Annotated in this window: 14 protein-coding genes; 10 read left to right on the forward strand and 4 right to left on the reverse strand. The window is 55.5% G+C overall.

What is annotated here, in order from left to right; translation table 11 throughout:
• Positions 1–37 precede the first annotated feature (37 nt).
• Complete coding sequence (locus KAJ71_RS17470; RefSeq protein ID WP_248946879.1) at positions 38–925, reverse strand: LysR family transcriptional regulator; 888 nt, start codon at positions 923–925, stop codon at positions 38–40.
• Between the two features lie 109 nt (positions 926–1,034).
• Here KAJ71_RS17470 and KAJ71_RS17475 point away from each other — a divergent pair, with 109 nt between their 5' ends.
• Positions 1,035–2,114 carry a linear amide C-N hydrolase gene (locus tag KAJ71_RS17475; RefSeq protein WP_248946880.1) on the forward strand — a complete coding sequence of 360 codons (1,080 nt, stop codon included), beginning with the start codon at positions 1,035–1,037 and terminating at the stop codon, positions 2,112–2,114.
• Between the two features lie 191 nt (positions 2,115–2,305).
• Positions 2,306–3,490: a NupC/NupG family nucleoside CNT transporter gene (locus tag KAJ71_RS17480; RefSeq protein ID WP_248946881.1), complete on the forward strand. Its 1,185-nt coding sequence runs from the start codon at positions 2,306–2,308 to the stop codon at positions 3,488–3,490.
• 45 nt (positions 3,491–3,535) lie between these two features.
• Here KAJ71_RS17480 and KAJ71_RS17485 read toward each other — a convergent pair whose 3' ends face one another.
• Positions 3,536–3,973: a DUF3574 domain-containing protein gene (locus KAJ71_RS17485; protein ID WP_248946882.1), complete on the reverse strand. Its 438-nt coding sequence runs from the start codon at positions 3,971–3,973 to the stop codon at positions 3,536–3,538.
• A gap of 231 nt (positions 3,974–4,204) precedes the next feature.
• On the opposite strand from KAJ71_RS17485, the gene KAJ71_RS17490 reads away from it, so the two are divergent.
• Positions 4,205–4,822 carry a trimeric intracellular cation channel family protein gene (locus KAJ71_RS17490; RefSeq protein ID WP_248946883.1) on the forward strand — a complete coding sequence of 206 codons (618 nt, stop codon included), beginning with the start codon at positions 4,205–4,207 and terminating at the stop codon, positions 4,820–4,822.
• On the opposite strand, the gene ligB is transcribed toward KAJ71_RS17490, so the two are convergent.
• Entirely contained in the window at positions 4,819–6,543 is a 1,725-nt protein-coding gene (ligB, locus tag KAJ71_RS17495; RefSeq protein ID WP_248946884.1) for an NAD-dependent DNA ligase LigB, read from the reverse strand. The two genes, KAJ71_RS17490 and ligB, sit on opposite strands and share 4 nt — an antisense overlap.
• 284 nt (positions 6,544–6,827) lie before the next feature.
• Between ligB and gmk the strand changes: the two genes are divergently transcribed.
• The 5 genes from gmk to recG are packed head-to-tail and all read left to right on the forward strand — an operon-like array spanning position 6,828 to position 12,693.
• On the forward strand, positions 6,828–7,451 hold the full coding sequence (gene gmk / locus KAJ71_RS17500) for a guanylate kinase (RefSeq protein ID WP_248946885.1): 624 nt from the start codon (positions 6,828–6,830) through the stop codon (positions 7,449–7,451).
• A gap of 54 nt (positions 7,452–7,505) precedes the next feature.
• A complete protein-coding gene (rpoZ, locus tag KAJ71_RS17505) occupies positions 7,506–7,781 on the forward strand; it encodes a DNA-directed RNA polymerase subunit omega (protein WP_024482945.1) in 276 nt (91 codons plus the stop codon).
• An 18-nt stretch (positions 7,782–7,799) separates the two neighbouring features.
• The gene (gene spoT / locus KAJ71_RS17510; RefSeq protein WP_248946886.1) at positions 7,800–9,911 is read left to right on the forward strand and encodes a bifunctional GTP diphosphokinase/guanosine-3',5'-bis pyrophosphate 3'-pyrophosphohydrolase; all 2,112 of its coding nucleotides are present in this window, start codon (positions 7,800–7,802) and stop codon (positions 9,909–9,911) included.
• 5 nt (positions 9,912–9,916) lie between these two features.
• Complete coding sequence (gene trmH / locus KAJ71_RS17515; RefSeq protein WP_248946887.1) at positions 9,917–10,615, forward strand: tRNA (guanosine(18)-2'-O)-methyltransferase TrmH; 699 nt, start codon at positions 9,917–9,919, stop codon at positions 10,613–10,615.
• Positions 10,612–12,693, forward strand: a complete 2,082-nt coding sequence (gene recG / locus KAJ71_RS17520) for an ATP-dependent DNA helicase RecG (protein ID WP_248946899.1) — start codon at positions 10,612–10,614, stop codon at positions 12,691–12,693. The genes trmH and recG overlap by 4 nt, the downstream gene beginning before the upstream one ends.
• A 40-nt stretch (positions 12,694–12,733) precedes the next feature.
• On the opposite strand, the gene gltS is transcribed toward recG, so the two are convergent.
• Positions 12,734–13,936 (reverse strand): sodium/glutamate symporter, encoded by a 1,203-nt coding sequence (gltS, locus tag KAJ71_RS17525; protein ID WP_248946888.1) that lies wholly within the window; start codon positions 13,934–13,936, stop codon positions 12,734–12,736.
• Between the two features lie 237 nt (positions 13,937–14,173).
• Between gltS and KAJ71_RS17530 the strand changes: the two genes are divergently transcribed.
• A complete protein-coding gene (locus KAJ71_RS17530) occupies positions 14,174–15,571 on the forward strand; it encodes a nucleobase:cation symporter-2 family protein (protein ID WP_248946889.1) in 1,398 nt (465 codons plus the stop codon).
• 141 nt (positions 15,572–15,712) lie between these two features.
• Positions 15,713–17,377, forward strand: a complete 1,665-nt coding sequence (locus tag KAJ71_RS17535; protein ID WP_248946890.1) for an AsmA family protein — start codon at positions 15,713–15,715, stop codon at positions 17,375–17,377.
• The last annotated feature ends 336 nt before the right edge of the window (positions 17,378–17,713 follow it).

Genomic DNA, 17,713 nt, shown 5'->3' on the forward strand with positions numbered 1-17,713 from the left:
GAAATTCGCCCCTTCGCATGAGGGGGCGACTATCTTCTCAAGCTACCACTGACCCATCAAAGATCTGCTGCATGCTCTCGATCAGGCTCAGCAATTCGCTCTTAGCTCCAGGCTTCCACAATGCCACCATCGGGTGCATCAACCCCTGTTTCCCCAATTCCGTATCGAGCCGCTCTACCTGCGGCAAGTGCTGCATGTTCAGATGAGTTGGCAGGAATGCCCATCCCAGCCCGGCGGTTAACAACGTTTGTAGCAAAGCCGGTTCATTAACGACCTGAATGCGATCGGCAATTTGCAGGCGCTTCGCCATCGGCTCGGGCAGGTCATTAAAGGGTATAAGTTGGGTGCTGGATGCCAGCGACAGCAAGGTGACCGGGCTGCCAGCGGGGAAAAAACCCTCGCGAGCATACACGGCCAACTCAATGGCCCCCAAGGCTCGCCATTTAAACTTTTCGCCAATCGAGCGGTTTATCGCCTGATAGACGCCAATATCTGCCACATCGTCTGCCAACGCCTGCTCGCCTTCGCCGCGCTCCATCATCAGCAAATCAAGCTGAATGCCGCGCTGGCCCAGAAACATCGCCAGTTCCGTTAAAAAAGCGCGCGGAGTAAAAGGGTCATAGCACAGCGTCAGTTTCTGCCGCACCTGCTGCGGAATATGTTGAGCCAGCAGGCTAAGGGCCTCTGCCTCCTGCAAAAACAGCCGCGCTTGCCGGTAAAGGCGTTGGCCCGCCTCGGTCAGTTGCAACGGTCGGGTACGGCGATCACACAGTGAATAGCCTAGATCCAATTCCAGATTTTCGATCAGTTCACTGACGGTGGTGCGATCCTTCCCCAACCGCTTGGCGGCCTGGGTCAAATTGCCGGTCTCACAAACGCTGGCGAAAGCTTCAATCTGCGCCAAGGAAAAACTTATCTTCCCCATCTCTCCTCCATAAAATTGCGGGGGATTTCCCCCCGCTCATCCACTCTACGATATTAGTTCGCGGGCTTACCATTATTTTGTTCACCTCATTCAGGTAAGGAAAATAACCATGAAAAAGTTCACACACAGCGTATCAGCCCTACTGGTGGGTGCTGCACTCAGCGCCAGCCTGGCAACCGGGGCGCAAGCCTGCACCCGTGCCTTTATGAATATGTACCCGGGCTATATGGTCAGCGCACGTAATCTGGATTTCTTCGGGCCGGTAGATCCCTCACTGGTGATCACGCCACGCGGTATTGCGCATAACGGCGGGGATGCGAAGAACGCCGCCCAGTGGCAAACCCACTACGGCAGCGTCGTGGTTTACGCCGACGACGTGTTCCCAATGGACGGTATGAATGAAAAGGGGCTGGCGGGCCATACACTGTTTTATATGAATGGCAGCCAGGTGCAGCAGGACAATCAGGACAAACCGGTGATCGAAAGCCGCGCCTGGCTGAGCTATATCCTGGATAACTACGCTACCGTTGATGAGGCGGTTAAAACCATCCGCAGCGATGTACGCCTGGCTGCCGCCCATATGCCTATCGATTACGCTTCGGATACCAAACACATCGCGATCGAAGACGTTAGCGGTGATTCGGCCATCATCGAGATCGATAACGGCAAAGTAAATGTCTATCACGACAAAAATTATCGGGTGATGACCAATCCCCCTTCTTACGATAAACAACTGCAGAACCTGGCCAAGTATCAGAATGCCAAACGCAGCGAGATCCCTGGAGGCTTGGAAGCGGATGAGCGCCTGGTGCGCGCCAGCTATGATTTGAAAAACCTGCCGCAGCCGGACAATAAAAACCAGGCACAGGGCTTCATCTTATCGGTACTTAATAACGTGGCTTATCCGATCGGCTCACCGGCAGAGCCAAGCGAACAAAAGGTCACCGACATGTATGCCAAATACAGCAAGCGCCCGGACCAGAACAAAGGCATCGGGACTTACTGGACGGCAATTTCGGATCTGAGCCATGCGGAGTACCATTTCAAGTCTGCCTTTGCGGCCTCGCAGGTTTGGGTGCCGCTGCATGACATTAACTTCAGCCAAGGGCAGCCGGTGCGTAAGATCGCCCATCTTAACGACTATGCCCAACAAGACTGGGAAGGTAACGTGCTGGCCCAGGCGAAATAACGCTTAACCCCCTATTTTTATAGGGGGGAATTTCACGATCAAACGCTGCTGGCCGCCGATGGCCAGCAATAATCTGAACGCATAACTCTCGCCCAAAGTATTTTGTTCTAATCGTCATGCAGGGTAATGAAAGGCACCACAGGCTGTGGCTAAATAGCGCTTTCCTAGCCTGTATGTCGTTCGGATTGTTTATGTCGCAAATTTTGCAATTTATTTTAGCCTTGGTGGTGATTGTCGTTCTCGCGTTATTGGTCAGTAATGACCGCAGGAAAATCCGCCCACGTTATATTATTCAGTTGCTGGTGATTGAAGCCGCACTGGCCTATTTCTTCCTGCATTCAGCCAGCGGACTGGGCGTTATCAAGCACGTGGCCGATTTCTTTGCCACCCTGCTGGCCTTTGCCGCGCAAGGCTCCGACTTTGTGTTCGGCGGTATGAGCAACCAGGGGCTGGCCTTTATCTTCCTCGGCGTATTGTGCCCGATTATCTTTATCTCTGCGTTGATCGGGATTTTGCAGCACTTCCGCATCTTGCCGTTGGTGATCCGTGTAGTGGGCACCTTGCTGTCGAAAGTGAACGGCATGGGCAAGCTGGAATCTTTCAACGCCGTCAGCACGTTGGTGCTGGGCCAGTCGGAAAACTTTATTGCCTATAAGGGCATCATTGCGGATATCTCCCCGCGCCGGATGTACACCATGGCAGCCACCGCGATGTCGACGGTTTCGATGTCGATCGTGGGTGCCTATATGGCGATGATCGACGCTCAATACGTGGTAGCCGCGTTAATCCTCAATATGTTCAGCACCTTTATTATTCTCTCGATCATCAACCCTTATCAGGTGGACGATGAGCCGGAACTCAAGCTGAATAAACTGCATGAAGAACAGAGCTTCTTTGAAATGTTAGGGGAATATATTCTCGCGGGTTTCAAAATTGCGATGATCATTGCCGCTATGCTGATCGGTTTTATCGCCCTGATCGCCGCCGTGAACGCCATTTTTGCCGCTATTTTTGGCATCAGCTTCCAGCAGATCCTGGGCTACGTGTTCTACCCGCTGGCCTGGCTAATCGGTATTCCGGCGCCTGATGCGCTGCGGGCTGGCAGCATCATGGCCACCAAGTTGGTCGCCAATGAGTTTGTGGCGATGATCGAACTGAAAAAAATCGCGGCCGAGCTGTCCCCACGTGGTTTGGGCATTATCTCGGTGTTCCTGGTGTCCTTCGCCAACTTTGCTTCCATCGGCATTGTTGCCGGTGCCATCAAGGGGTTAAACGAACGCCAGGGCAACGTGGTTTCCCGCTTCGGCCTGAAGTTGGTTTACGGCTCCACGCTGGTCAGCCTACTTTCGGCAGCGATTGCCGGGCTGGTGTTGTAATAACGATAATCCGGCTTGTTGCAGTTGCGGCAAGCCGGGAGTTACTTAAAACGCGACGCACACCGGCGCATCAACACGCATCACCGAGTCTTGGGCAAACTGTTGCTTATAGCGGGTGCGCAGCGCCTCAATGTTTTGCTCACTGGCCGCATCAGGGCTATGGATCAACATCAACGCCTTGCTGTTTTCCCGCGCCAGCTTGCCATCGTTCCCCAGCCATTGCCCTTTGGCATCAAACACCGATAACCCTTCTTTAAAGCGCGGGGTTACCTGTTGATCGACAAAGGTCTGCCATTCCGCCGCCGTAATTACCGGCCCTGCCGGGCGATTCAAGCCAAAATAGAGCGTGGTTTGGGTCATCGGCTCTCCGGTGCTACACGTTGCTGCCGGTTTTAACGGTGATGCCTTTTGCACTGGCGCTACACAGCCGCTCAACAGCAAGGTTATGGCAACGGTAGCCGCCAATATCGGGGTGTTTTTCATCTTGCTTTCATATTCCTTAAATAATCATCAACAGACACTAACGATAAATTTCTAATGCGTTACAAAAATCACAAGCAACACGAGAGACTATTAGTAAGAAACAATTACCTATTTAGCATTAGGTAAAGTAATTCGAAATCAGCACCAACAAAAAAACTCAGTGGTGCGTTGCCACCAGGCTCGTTACCCTCCGGCGTTGACATTCTTGCCCTCCGACCCTGTGAATCCCCTATGTTACTGAGCATTCTTTATATCATCGGCATCACCGCTGAAGCCATGACCGGTGCGTTAGCCGCAGGCCGCCGCCAAATGGATTTGTTTGGCGTGATTTTTATCGCCTCCGCTACCGCCATTGGCGGGGGCTCGGTGCGTGATATGCTACTTGGGCACTTCCCACTGAGTTGGGTAAAACACCCTGAGTATATTGTTATCATAGCCATAGCGGCAATTATCACCACCTGGATGGCGCCGCTGATGCGCCACCTGCGCCATCTGTTCCTGGTGTTGGACGCCATTGGGCTGATCGTTTTCTCGATCATCGGCGCGCAGGTAGCTCTGGATATGGGCCATGCCCCACTGATTGCGGCCATTGCCGCCGTGATCACCGGCGTTTTCGGCGGCGTGCTGCGCGATATGTTCTGCAACCGTATTCCGCTGGTTTTCCAGAAGGAAATCTATGCGGGCATCGCCTTTGCCGCTGCCTGGCTGTATATCGGCCTGCAATACCTTAACTTGCCGCATAACATGGTGGTGATTATCACTCTGGTTGCTGGCCTCAGCGCTCGCCTGATCGCACTGCGCTTTCGTCTTGGTTTGCCGGTGTTTAACTATCAGCACCCCGACCATTAATCCGCGAACGCATCGCCAAGCGGTTCGGCACGATCGGGAACCGCATCGAAGCCGCTGATATTGTGCTGCTGCAAGGTTTGAACCAGTGCCAGAAAGGCGGGATATTGCAAAAATTCCTGCACTTTTCTGGCCTTTTGCGCACCCATGCCAGCAAGCTCCTGCCACTGCGCCGACGTCATCTGCTGTACCTGCGGCCAATTTTGCAGGGTGGCCGACTGCGATGGCGAAATGGGGACGCCAAGGGCAATCGGCCAACGATCAAAAGGTTGCTGCCGCGCCAGCCGAAATTGGCGATAAAGGGCCTGCGCACGCTTCGCCCCCAGACTGGGCACCGCGCTGAGCTGTTCCGGGGTTAACTCCAACCAATCCAGCAGGTTATTTACCAATCCCTGATCGATAAGCACCTGCCAACCGGCTTTATTCAACCCGGTCATGTTCAGCCCATTGGCGCTACTCAACCAAACCAGCCGCGCCAGAAACTGCTGGCGACACCCAGGTTGTAAGGTAAAACAGCTCAGCGCATGATAATCCGCCGGTTTTGGCGCAATCAGTGTTGCCCTGGCAACCTCACGCCAAACCACCTGTTTCAGATGCGGGATGCCATGTCCCATCAGGCTAATCGCAATATGATCGCCAGGTACGATATCCCATTTTTGCCATAGGGCCAGCGAGCCCACGTTAACCCGCCGGATCCATTTATCGTCCATACGTACCGGATCCAGGTGTAACACCACGGCAATTTTGCCGGTGCGGCCAATGGCAAATTCAACATCCGTGACTCTGGCCACTTGCTGGGCTGGGGGATATTTCCAGGCTACCGCCCAGTCATTCGGTTTGGCCTGCCAGTAGCGCCCCTGAGGTTTTTGCCCTTGGTGAATCACCACACCATCGGTGACAAACGGCAAGGGGCCGCTGTACCAAGCTGCCCGCCACTGCTCTACCTCCGCCAACGTGGTGACCGGCTGTGAATATTGCTGCGGCAGCGTAAAACCCATGACGGCAAGCTGTTGCAAGCGTTCGGCCATGGTCAGGGGGCCATCGGGCCACGCCCAGACAAACAGGCCAAGCTGCTCAAGTTGCACTGTGGGCGTATTGCGCATCAGCATCCCGGCTACCTTGGAGCGGGCATTGATGCCCCCTTGGGTTTGCTGGTGATGATCGTTCACCATCAGAAACAGCTCCCCTTGCAGTACCAAATTGGCCGTAGACTCCGGTAAAACATTGGGGATAGCGGGGATCGCTTTAACCTTCGCCAGCCAGTTTTCACCCTTCTGCCCATCCCCCCGGCTGATGGCGTTCACCAAGACACCTTGCCGGTAGACCAAGGTTACCGCTACACCATCAACCTTGGGTTGCACCCACAGATCGTGGCGGCCCTGCATCCATTGTTCTACGGCACGCAAGTTGCGCAGTTTACGCAATCCGGTTTGCGCCACCGGATGCGGTACTTTGCCCTCTGGCAATGGCCGCGTACCGTCTTCTACTGCACCAACACAAAGCCGCCAATCTTGCAGTTGCAGCAGCAGGCTGTCGTAGATCTCATCGTCGACCGGGCTGTTACCCAGGCGATAATAAGCCTCATCCCATCGCCCCAGTTGATCATCCAGCACCGTAATTTCCGCCTGTAAGCGCTCTGGCGACCACACTGGACAGTCTCCAGCCCATGCCGAGCTACACAGCAATCCCACCGCCACCAGCGCCCGGTAAATACCTCTCCACATTGAGCACCTCCTTGCTTCCCGGCAGTAAATACTCAATCGCCTTTGCTGGCTAACGCCAAAAACCGGAGGTGCGAAACACTTCCCAAAAGGAATGTGCATTTGCTGAAAACGGCAAAAATTTCCAGATCCGTCGCGCAAATTGACTTTTTCACGCTGTTTTTAGCAGAAAGCGGCGGCCAAAATGCGAGCTAACGCTGCATACCGCCCGTTAGCCGTGTATACTGTGCAGAGAATTTACACATCCGCTGTAACTGACTTATCAACCGCTAGCAACGAACATCATCATGGCTCAAGGCACGCTTTATATTGTCTCTGCCCCAAGTGGCGCAGGGAAATCAAGCCTGATTCAGGCTTTGTTAAAGACGCAACCTCTGTACGACACGCAGGTTTCGGTTTCACACACCACGCGCGATAGCCGCCCGGGTGAAAATCACGGCGAACACTACTTTTTCGTCTCCAAAGACGAATTCCGCCGGATGATTGAGCAGGATGCGTTTCTTGAGCACGCAGAAGTGTTCGGCAACTATTACGGCACGTCCCGCGCGGCCATCGAGCAGGTACTGTCGACCGGCGTTGACGTCTTCCTGGATATCGATTGGCAGGGCGCACAGCAGATCCGCGCCAAAATGCCGCAGGCGCGCAGCATCTTTATTCTGCCGCCGTCGAAGGAAGAGCTTGGCCGTCGCCTGCGTGGCCGCGGCCAAGATGCGGATGACGTGATCGCCAAGCGCATGGCGCAGGCCGTCGCGGAAATGATGCATTTCGCGGAGTATGATTATTTAATCGTGAATGACGATTTCGATCTGGCCCTGTCCGATCTGAAGACCATTATTCGCGCCGAACGCTTACGTTTGGGCCGTCAAATGCTGCGGCATGATGCTTTAATCAGCAAACTATTGGCAGACTGAAGACAGTTTCAGTATTATGCCCAGTCTTTTCGTCACCTGTGGAGTAGCACAAATATGGCACGCGTAACTGTTCAAGACGCTGTAGAGAAAATTGGTAACCGTTTTGACCTGGTGTTGGTCGCTGCTCGTCGGGCACGTCAAATCCAGACCGGTGGTAAAGATGCACTGGTACCTGAAGAGAATGATAAGTACACCGTTATCGCTCTGCGCGAAATCGAAGAAGGCCTGATCAACAGCCAGATCCTCGATGTTCGTGAGCGCCAGGAGCAGCAAGAGCAGGAAGCCGCAGAGATCCAGGCGGTTACCGCGATTGCTGAAGGTCGTCGTTAATTAGACTGTGAGTCTGCCTTGTACCTGTTTGAAAGCCTGAATCTGCTGATTCAACGTTACTTGCCTGAGGAGCAGATTAAGCGCCTCAAACAGGCATACCTCGTCGCACGTGATGCTCACGAGGGACAGACACGCTCCAGTGGTGAGCCCTACATTACTCACCCGGTTGCCGTGGCCTGCATTCTGGCGGAAATGCGTCTCGATCATGAGACGCTGATGGCAGCCCTGCTGCACGACGTCATCGAAGACACCCCGGCCACCTATCAGGATATGGAACAACTGTTTGGCAAGAGCGTTGCCGAACTGGTTGAGGGCGTATCCAAGCTAGATAAATTAAAATTCCAGGATAAGAAAGAAGCGCAGGCGGAGAATTTCCGCAAGATGATCATGGCGATGGTGCAGGATATCCGCGTCGTACTGATCAAGCTGGCCGACCGCACCCACAATATGCGAACGCTTGGCTCGCTGCGCCCGGACAAACGGCGGCGTATCGCCCGTGAAACCCTGGAAATCTATAGCCCACTGGCCCACCGCCTGGGTATTCATCATCTGAAAACCGAGCTGGAAGAGCTGGGTTTTGAAGCGCTTTACCCGAACCGCTACCGCGTCATCAAAGAAGTGGTGAAAGCCGCGCGCGGTAACCGTAAGGAGATGATCCAGAAAATCCTCTCCGAGATCGAAGGGCGTCTGACCGAAGCGGGTATCCCCTGCCGCGTCAGCGGGCGGGAAAAGCACCTCTACTCCATCTACTGCAAGATGCACCTGAAAGAACAGCGCTTCCATTCCATCATGGATATTTACGCGTTCCGGGTGATCGTCAAGGAAGTGGATACCTGCTACCGGGTGTTGGGCCAGGCACACAGCCTGTATAAGCCGCGCCCGGGCCGGGTAAAAGACTATATTGCCATTCCCAAGGCTAACGGCTATCAATCGCTGCATACCTCGCTGATCGGCCCGCACGGCGTGCCAGTAGAGGTGCAGATCCGTACCGAAGATATGGATCAGATGGCCGAAATGGGGGTCGCCGCGCACTGGGCCTATAAAGAAAAGGAACAGGGCGAAACCGGCACCACCGCACAAATCCGCGCTCAGCGCTGGATGCAGAGCCTGCTGGAGCTGCAGCAAAGCGCCGGTAGCTCGTTTGAATTTATTGAAAGCGTAAAATCCGATCTGTTCCCCGATGAGATTTACGTTTTCACCCCGGAAGGGCGCATTGTCGAGCTGCCAGCCGGTGCCACACCGGTCGACTTTGCCTACGCCGTGCATACCGATATCGGCCACGCCTGCGTTGGCGCACGTGTTGATCGCCAACCGCATCCGCTGTCACAAGCTTTAACCAGTGGCCAGACGGTAGAGATCATCACCGCTCCGGGTGCCCGGCCAAATGCCGCCTGGCTGAACTTTGTGGTGAGCTCCAAAGCCCGCGCCAAAATTCGCCAGATGCTGAAAAACCTCAAGCGCGATGATTCCGTTAGCCTGGGCCGCCGTTTGCTCAACCATGCACTCGGGGGCAGCCGCAAACTTTCGGAAGTACCGCCAGAGAATATCCAGCACGAGCTGGACCGCATGAAGCTGGCTACGCTGGACGATCTGCTGGCAGAAATCGGCCTCGGTAACGCCATGAGCGTAGTAGTCGCGAAGAACCTGCAGGGCGATCAGTCCAGCCTGGGCTCCTCAAACGGTGTGCGCAACCTGGCCATCAAAGGCGCCGATGGTGTCCTGATCACCTTTGCCAAGTGCTGTCGCCCGATTCCAGGCGACCCGATTATTGCCCATGTCAGCCCGGGCAAAGGCCTGGTGGTTCACCATGAATCCTGTCGTAATATCCGCGGCTACCAAAAAGAGCCAGAGAAATTCATGGCGGTCGAGTGGGATATGGAAACCGAGCAGGAGTTCATTGCGGAAATCAAAGTGGACATGTTCAACCATCAGGGTGCGTTGGCCAACCTCACGGCGGCGATCAACGCGGCCGAGTCGAATATTCAAAGCCTGAATACCGAAGAGAAAGATGGCCGGGTCTACAGCGCCTTTATCCGCCTGACCACCCGCGATCGCATCCACCTGGCAAATATTATGCGTAAGATCCGTATCATGCCGGATGTGATTAAAGTTAACCGTAACCGAAACTAGCGCCTATGAGCCCCGAACGCTATGCGCGGATTTGTGAAATGCTGGCTACCCGGCAGCCCGACCTGACGGTCTGCCTGGAACAGGTTCACAAACCGCATAACGTCTCTGCGATTATCCGTACCGCCGATGCCGTCGGCGTGCATCAGGTGCATGCCGTGTGGCCGACCCCGCGGATGCGTACCCTGGTCTCCTCCGCTGCGGGCAGCAATAGCTGGGTGAGCGTCAAAACCCACCCCACCATCGCCGATGCGGTCACGCATCTGAAAGGCCAAGGGATGCAGATCCTGGCAACTCACCTTTCTGCCCGCGCCGTCGATTTTCGCGAAATAGACTATACCCGCCCCACCTGCATATTGCTGGGGCAGGAAAAAACCGGCATCACCGAAGAGGCACTAGCCCTGGCCGATCAGGACATCATTATTCCGATGATCGGTATGGTGCAGTCGCTGAATGTCTCTGTCGCTGCAGCACTGATCCTGTATGAGGCCCAACGCCAGCGGCAAAACGCCGGTATGTACCGCCGCGATCTCAGCACGCTGGATGCGCAGGAGCAGCAACGCCTGCTGTTTGAAGGCGGTTACCCGGTATTAGCCAACGTGGCAAAGCGCAAAAACCTGCCACGCCCGCAGATTGACGATCAAGGCCAAGTGGTTGCCGATGCCGAATGGTGGGCAGCCATGCAGGCAACGACGGTACGCCGATGAAAGGCCGCCTGCTGGATGCCGTCCCACTCACTACACTTTCCGGGGTTGGAGCCAGCCAGGCAGGGAAACTGGCCAAAATCGGCCTGAATACCATCCAGGATCTGCTGCTGCACCTCCCGTTGCGTTACGAAGACCGCACCCGCCTCTACCCAATCAACGATCTGCTGCCGGGCATTTTTGCCACAGTGGAAGGGGAAGTGCTGCGCAGCGATATCGGCTTTGGCCGCCGACGTATGCTGACCTGCCAGATCAGCGACGGCACTGGCATCCTGACCATGCGTTTTTTCAACTTCAACGCGGCGATGAAGAACAGCCTGGCGACCGGCCGCCACGTAACGGCCTATGGCGAAGTCAAACGCGGTACCCACGGCGCAGAGATCATCCATCCGGAATACCGTGTCCAGGGCGAAAACAGCGAGGTTGAGCTGCAAGAAGCCCTGACGCCGGTGTATCCCACCACCGAAGGGATCCGCCAGGCCACGCTGCGCAAGTTGACCGATCAGGCGCTGGAGTTGCTGGATACCTGTGCCATTGCCGAGCTGCTGCCACCGGAATTAAGCGGCGGTTTGATGAGCCTGCCCCAAGCGCTGCATATGTTGCATCGTCCGCCACCGGATATCCAACTGGTCGATTTAGAGCAGGGCAAGCACCCGGCACAAAAACGCCTGATCCTGGAAGAGCTGCTGGCGCACAACCTCAGCATGTTGGCCGTCCGTGCCGGTGCGCAAAGCTACCGGGCATTATCGCTAACGCCTGACGATCGGCTGAAAAACCGCTTCCTGGCCCAGCTCCCCTTCTCGCCTACCGGTGCGCAAACACGGGTTGTGGCAGATATTGAAACGGACCTGCAAAAAGGTTTCCCGATGATGCGTCTGGTGCAGGGCGACGTCGGCTCAGGTAAAACTCTGGTTGCTGCCCTGGCCGCGTTACGCGTCATTGCTCACGGCAAACAGGTGGCGCTGATGGCCCCCACCGAATTACTCGCTGAACAGCACGCCAATAACTTCCGCCAATGGTTTGAACCCTTGGGGATTGAGGTGGGCTGGTTGGCCGGCAAGCAAAAGGGCAAAGCACGCCTCGCCCAGCAGGAGGCCATTGCCAGCGGCCAGGTGTCGATGGTGGTCGGGACGCACGCTATTTTCCAGGAGCAAGTGCAGTTTAATGGTCTGGCCCTGGTGATTATCGATGAACAACACCGCTTTGGCGTGCATCAGCGGCTGGCGCTGTGGGAGAAAGGCGAAGAACAAGGGTTCCATGCCCATCAGTTGATCATGACCGCCACGCCAATCCCACGCACGCTGGCGATGACCGCTTACGCCGATCTGGACACTTCAGTGATTGATGAATTGCCGCCGGGCCGTACGCCGGTGACCACGGTGGCGATCCCCGATACGCGCCGGGCCGATATTATCCAACGGGTAAAAAGCGCCTGTATCGAAGAAGGCCGTCAGGCATATTGGGTCTGCACGCTGATCGAAGAATCTGATTTGCTGGAAGCCCAGGCAGCGGAAGCAACTTGGGAAGAGCTGAAGATTGCGCTGCCGGAACTGAAGGTGGCGCTGGTGCATGGCCGCATGAAGTCAGCGGAGAAACAGGCGGTGATGCAGGCGTTCAAGCAGGGCGAACTGCAATTGCTGGTAGCCACCACGGTGATTGAGGTGGGGGTGGACGTACCAAACGCCAGCCTGATGATTATCGAAAACCCGGAGCGGCTTGGCCTGGCCCAGTTGCACCAGTTGCGTGGCCGGGTTGGCCGTGGTGCGGTAGCCTCTCACTGCGTGCTGCTGTATAAAACTCCACTCAGCAAAACCGCCCAAAAACGCCTGCAGGTGCTGCGCGACAGTAACGACGGCTTTGTGATTGCCCAGCAAGATTTGGAAATCCGTGGACCTGGTGAGCTATTGGGGACGCGCCAAACCGGCAGTGCAGAGTTTAAAGTGGCCGATTTGTTGCGCGATCAGGCCATGATCCCGGAAGTTCAGCGCGTAGCGCGCCATATTCACCAGCAGTATCCGCAGCATGCACATGCGCTGATTGAGCGCTGGTTGCCAGAAACCGCTCGCTACTCCAACGCCTAATCAATTAACCCCTCTTGTCGCCAAGAGGGGTTATCATCACTTAACCGAACACCGGCAGCATCAGATACAGCTTAATCACGATGGCGTTAGCGATATCGATAAAGAACGCGCCCACCATCGGCACCACCAAAAACGCCAGATGCGAAGGGCCGAAACGATCGGTAATCGCCTGCATGTTGGCAATGGCCGTTGGCGTCGCCCCCATGCCAAAACCACAGTGCCCCGCAGCCAGCACGGCAGCATCGTAGTTTTTACCCATCACGCGGTAGGTCACGAAGATGGCATACAGTGCCATGACCAGCGTCTGCACCGCCAGGATCGCCAGCATTGGCAAGGCTAGCGAAGCCAACTCCCACAGGCGCAGGCTCATCAACGCCATCGCCAGGAACAACGACAGGCTCACGTTGCCCAGTACGGAAACCGCACGCTCAAACACCTGGTAGAAGCCCGTTGCCGACAGGGTGTTACTGAGGATCACGCCGACAAACAGCACGCAGACAAAGGTCGGCAGTTCAAAGGCGGTGCCATTCAATAACCCGGCAATAAAGTTACCGAGGCTCAGGCAGATGGCAATCATGGCGATGGTTTCTACCATCACCAGCGAGGTGATCAGACGGCCACTTTCCGGCTTCTCAAAGCCGCTCGGCTGCACGCTGTCATCCGGTGTGCCTTCCGGCGTTGAGGAGTGTTTCACCAGATAGCGAGCTACCGGGCCACCAATCAGGCCGCCCAGCACCAGACCAAAGGTGGCGCAGGCCATGGCCACTTCGGTGGCATTCTCAAATCCGTAGCGCTCGATGAACACCTTGCTCCAGGCCGCCCCGGTGCCATGCCCACCAGAAAGCGTAATCGAGCCCGCAATCAGCCCCATTAGCGGATCCAGCCCCAGCATTTTCGCCATGCCGATACCAATAGCATTCTGTACCAGCAACAGGCCCAGCACCACGAACAGGAACACGACCAGCGCCTTGCCCCCGGCTCGCAGGCGCGCCAGATTGGCATTCAGGCCGATAGTGGCGAAGAAGGCCAGCATCAGTGGGTCTTTCAGCGACATATCAAAGCCGATTTCCCAGTTAACCGTTTTCTTCAAAACCAATAGCATGACCGCCACCAGTAGACCACCGGCAACGGGAGCAGGAATAGTATATTTTCTCAGCAGAGGAATGGAGCGCACGCATTTGCCCCCGAGCAGCAGAACCAGCGTGGCGGCAACTAAGGTGCCGTAAGTATCGAGATGAAACATCTAGCTACTCCGTGTAGTAATAAAATCCAATAAATTAATAAGTTATAAAATTTACTCAGTTTTTTAACTTGATGAATGGTGGATTAAAAGTAAAAACGGCTAATAACACAAGAAAAAATGAACGAAAATGCGACATTAATGGTTTCATCATCGTGCAAAATATTAGTGCGCAACCGTTTGCTTTTGTGAGGCAGATCATTAAAATGCCTTCTTTGCCGCCTTTGGGAATGCCACACCATGTCCAGCCAAACCGCCGAGCTTGATGCCGCGCAAAAAGCATCAGCCCCCGTTTCACACAATAGTGAACTGATTTATCGCCTGGAAGATCGCCCGCCGCTGCCGCAAACGTTGTTTGCCGCCAGTCAGCATCTGCTGGCGATGTTTGTTGCCGTGATCACCCCGGCCCTGTTGATCTGCCAGGCGCTTGGCCTGCCAGCGCAGGATACGCAGCACATCATCAGCATGTCGCTGTTCGCTTCCGGTCTGGCCTCGATCCTGCAAATCAAAACCTGGGGCCCGGTGGGGTCTGGCCTGCTGTCCATTCAGGGCACCAGCTTCAACTTTGTCTCACCGCTGATTATGGGCGGGCTGGCGCTGAAAAACGGCGGCGCAGACGTGCCCACCATGATGGCTGCGCTGTTTGGCACCTTGATGGTCGCCTCTTGTACCGAAATCCTGCTGTCACGTGTACTGCATCTGGCGCGTCGCATCATTACCCCGCTGGTCTCCGGCATTGTGGTGATGATTATCGGCCTGTCGCTGATTCAGGTCGGGCTGACCTCTATCGGTGGCGGCTATGCGGCGATGAGCGATCACACCTTCGGCGCGCCTAAGAATCTACTGCTGGCAGGCGCAGTGCTGGTAGTAATTATTCTGCTTAACCGTCAGCGTAACCCTTACCTACGCGTCGCTTCTTTAGTGATCGCCATGGCCGTGGGTTATCTGCTGGCCTGGGCCACGGGCATGCTGCCGGAAACCGAGCCGGCCACCCAAACGACCTTGCTCACCGTTCCTACTCCGCTGTATTACGGCCTGGGCTTTGATTGGAACCTGTTGCTGCCGCTGATGCTGATCTTTATGGTCACGTCGCTGGAAACCATCGGTGATATCACCGCCACCTCCGACGTTTCTGAACAGCCGGTCAGCGGCCCGCTGTATATGAAGCGCCTGAAGGGCGGCGTGCTGGCCAACGGCCTGAACTCGATGCTGTCGGCGGTGTTCAACACCTTCCCGAACTCCTGCTTTGGTCAGAACAACGGGGTGATCCAGCTGACAGGCGTTGCCAGCCGCTACGTCGGTTTTGTGGTGGCACTGATGCTGATCCTGCTGGGGCTGTTCCCTGCCGTTGCCGGTTTTGTGCAGCACATTCCTGAACCGGTGCTGGGTGGCGCTACCATCGTGATGTTCGGTACCATTGCGGCCTCCGGCGTGCGTATCGTTTCCCGCGAGAAGTTAAACCGCCGTGCCATCATGATTATGGCGCTGTCGCTGGCCGTCGGTATGGGGGTTTCCCAACAGCCGCTGATCTTGCAGTTTGCACCGGACTGGCTGAAAACCCTGCTTTCTTCCGGTATCGCCGCCGGTGGTATCACCGCCATTGTGCTGAACCTGCTGTTCCCACCAGAAGAAAAATAAGCGCTCCCCGCAGCAAACCAACGGCCATTGGCAAACCGCTACTGGCCGTTTTTTTATTGTCTTTCAGGCCATTGCCCTTGAGCTGGCGGGCTAATTGCGGCATAAACAGGGTATCTTTTCTGTCCGCTACGGATCCACACGATGAAATTTATCGGAAAACTATTGATCACGTTGCTGCTGCTGATAGTGCTGGCCATTGTGCTGCTCTACATAGTGGGGCAAACCCGCTGGGCCGCAGGCTGGTTGAGTCACTGGCTCAGCGATCGTGGTGATTACCAGCTGTCGGTAGAAAAAATAACGCATTCGTGGAGCAAACCAGGGCAGCTCAGCCTGGAGGGCGTAACTCTCGCCCGTGCCAACCAACCGCAGCTCTTGGCGGCCAAGCAGGTCGATATGGCTTTCAGCCTGCGGCAAATTACCGAGCCACGCTATTTCGATAGCATCACGCTACGCGACGGCACCTTAAACGTTCAGCCTTTGCAGGGCGCACCGCTGCCGATACAGGCCGATGTGCTGCAACTGAGCAATATGGCGCTGCAATCCAACGATGAGAGCTGGCAGCTTAACGCGCAGAAGGTCAATGCCGGGATCAACCCGTGGCAGCCAACGGCAGGCCATGTGCTCGGGGATAACAATCAGTTCCAGTTCAGCGCCGGTACGATGGTGGTCAACGGAATTCCAGCCTCGCAGGTGTTGATCCAGGGCGAAATCAAACAAAACCAGCTGATATTGAGCGACTTTGGTGCCGATCTGGCACAGGGCGATCTGACCGGGGTAGCCAGCCGAGCTGCCGATGGCAGTTGGTTGGTTGAACGGTTGCGGCTGAGCAACGTCCGCCTGCAAGTACCAATGACGCTAGAACAGTTCTGGAGCCGCTTCACGGCATTGCCACCTATTACGGTGAAACGCTTTGATCTGATTAACGCCCGCCTGGAAGGTAACGCCTGGGCGGCGAACGATCTCGATTTGTCGATGCAAAATATCACCTTCCAGCAGGGGGATTGGAGTAGTCAGGATGGCGCGATCAACTTCACCGCCGACGACCTGATCAATGGCAACTTCCATCTGATCGACCCCATTATGGATATGCGGCTCTCGCCAGCAGGTATTGCTATCGGTCAATTCTCCACCCGCTGGGAAGGTGGGTTGCTGCGCACCACTGGTAACTGGCTGCGCGCCAATAAGCGCCTGCAACTCGACGAGGTGGCCGTTTCTGCGCTGGAGTACACCTTGCCCAGCAATTGGCGTGAACTCTGGTTACAACCGCTGCCAAGCTGGCTGGCGGAGGTCTATGTCACCAAGATGAGCACCAACCGTAACCTGATCATCGATATCAACCCGGATTTCCCCTTCCAGCTCACCTCGCTGGATGGTAACGGCAGCAATCTGCTGTTGGCCAGTGACCATCAGTGGGGGATTTGGTCCGGTTCGCTGAAACTCAACGCTGGCGGCGCCACCTTTAACAAGATCGACGTGCGCCGTCCTTCTTTGGCATTGGATGCGGATGCACAGCAGATCAACGTTACCGAGCTGAGCGCCTTTATGCCCGATGGCCTGTTGGATGCCAAGGCCAACGTCAGCCAACTGCCTGGTAAGCCGTTCACCCTATCCCTTAACGGGCGCTCGGTGCCTGTGAATACCTTGCAGCAATGGGGTTGGCAGCATGTACCGCTGGAGGGTGATGGTAATCTGCAATTGCAGTTGAAGGGATTGCTCAACAGCGATGGGCCGTTTAAGGCGTCTTTGCGGGGCCAGTTGCAGGCTACCAGCAAGGATGGGCAGACGCTGGAGCAGCAGGTGCCGTGACTGGAAGGGGTTTGACAGGCAGAACCTTAAGATTGATAACAAAGTGGCAATGTTGCTGAATTTGTAGAGGCACATATTCAACGACGGATTCTCTGAACGGGCGTAGCATGCGGCGCCCGTTGTCTATTTAGAGGATCGGATGAGGTTTGCCAGTAGTCTGAGGGGGCTAACTTTTGCTGTATCGGCCAGCTATTTTCTGCGCATTCTCACCTCGTTAGTGCTGCTTATTATATCTCTAACAAAGTGTCCGGGATGATTAGACCATATATGGACGCCCCGGGTGTCACAAGTACTGGTTCGATACGGTTTGCGACCATATATCCGGCGTCATTAGTA

It is taken from the genome of Serratia silvae (assembly GCF_023282985.1).
Lineage (GTDB): Bacteria > Pseudomonadota > Gammaproteobacteria > Enterobacterales > Enterobacteriaceae > Chania > Chania silvae.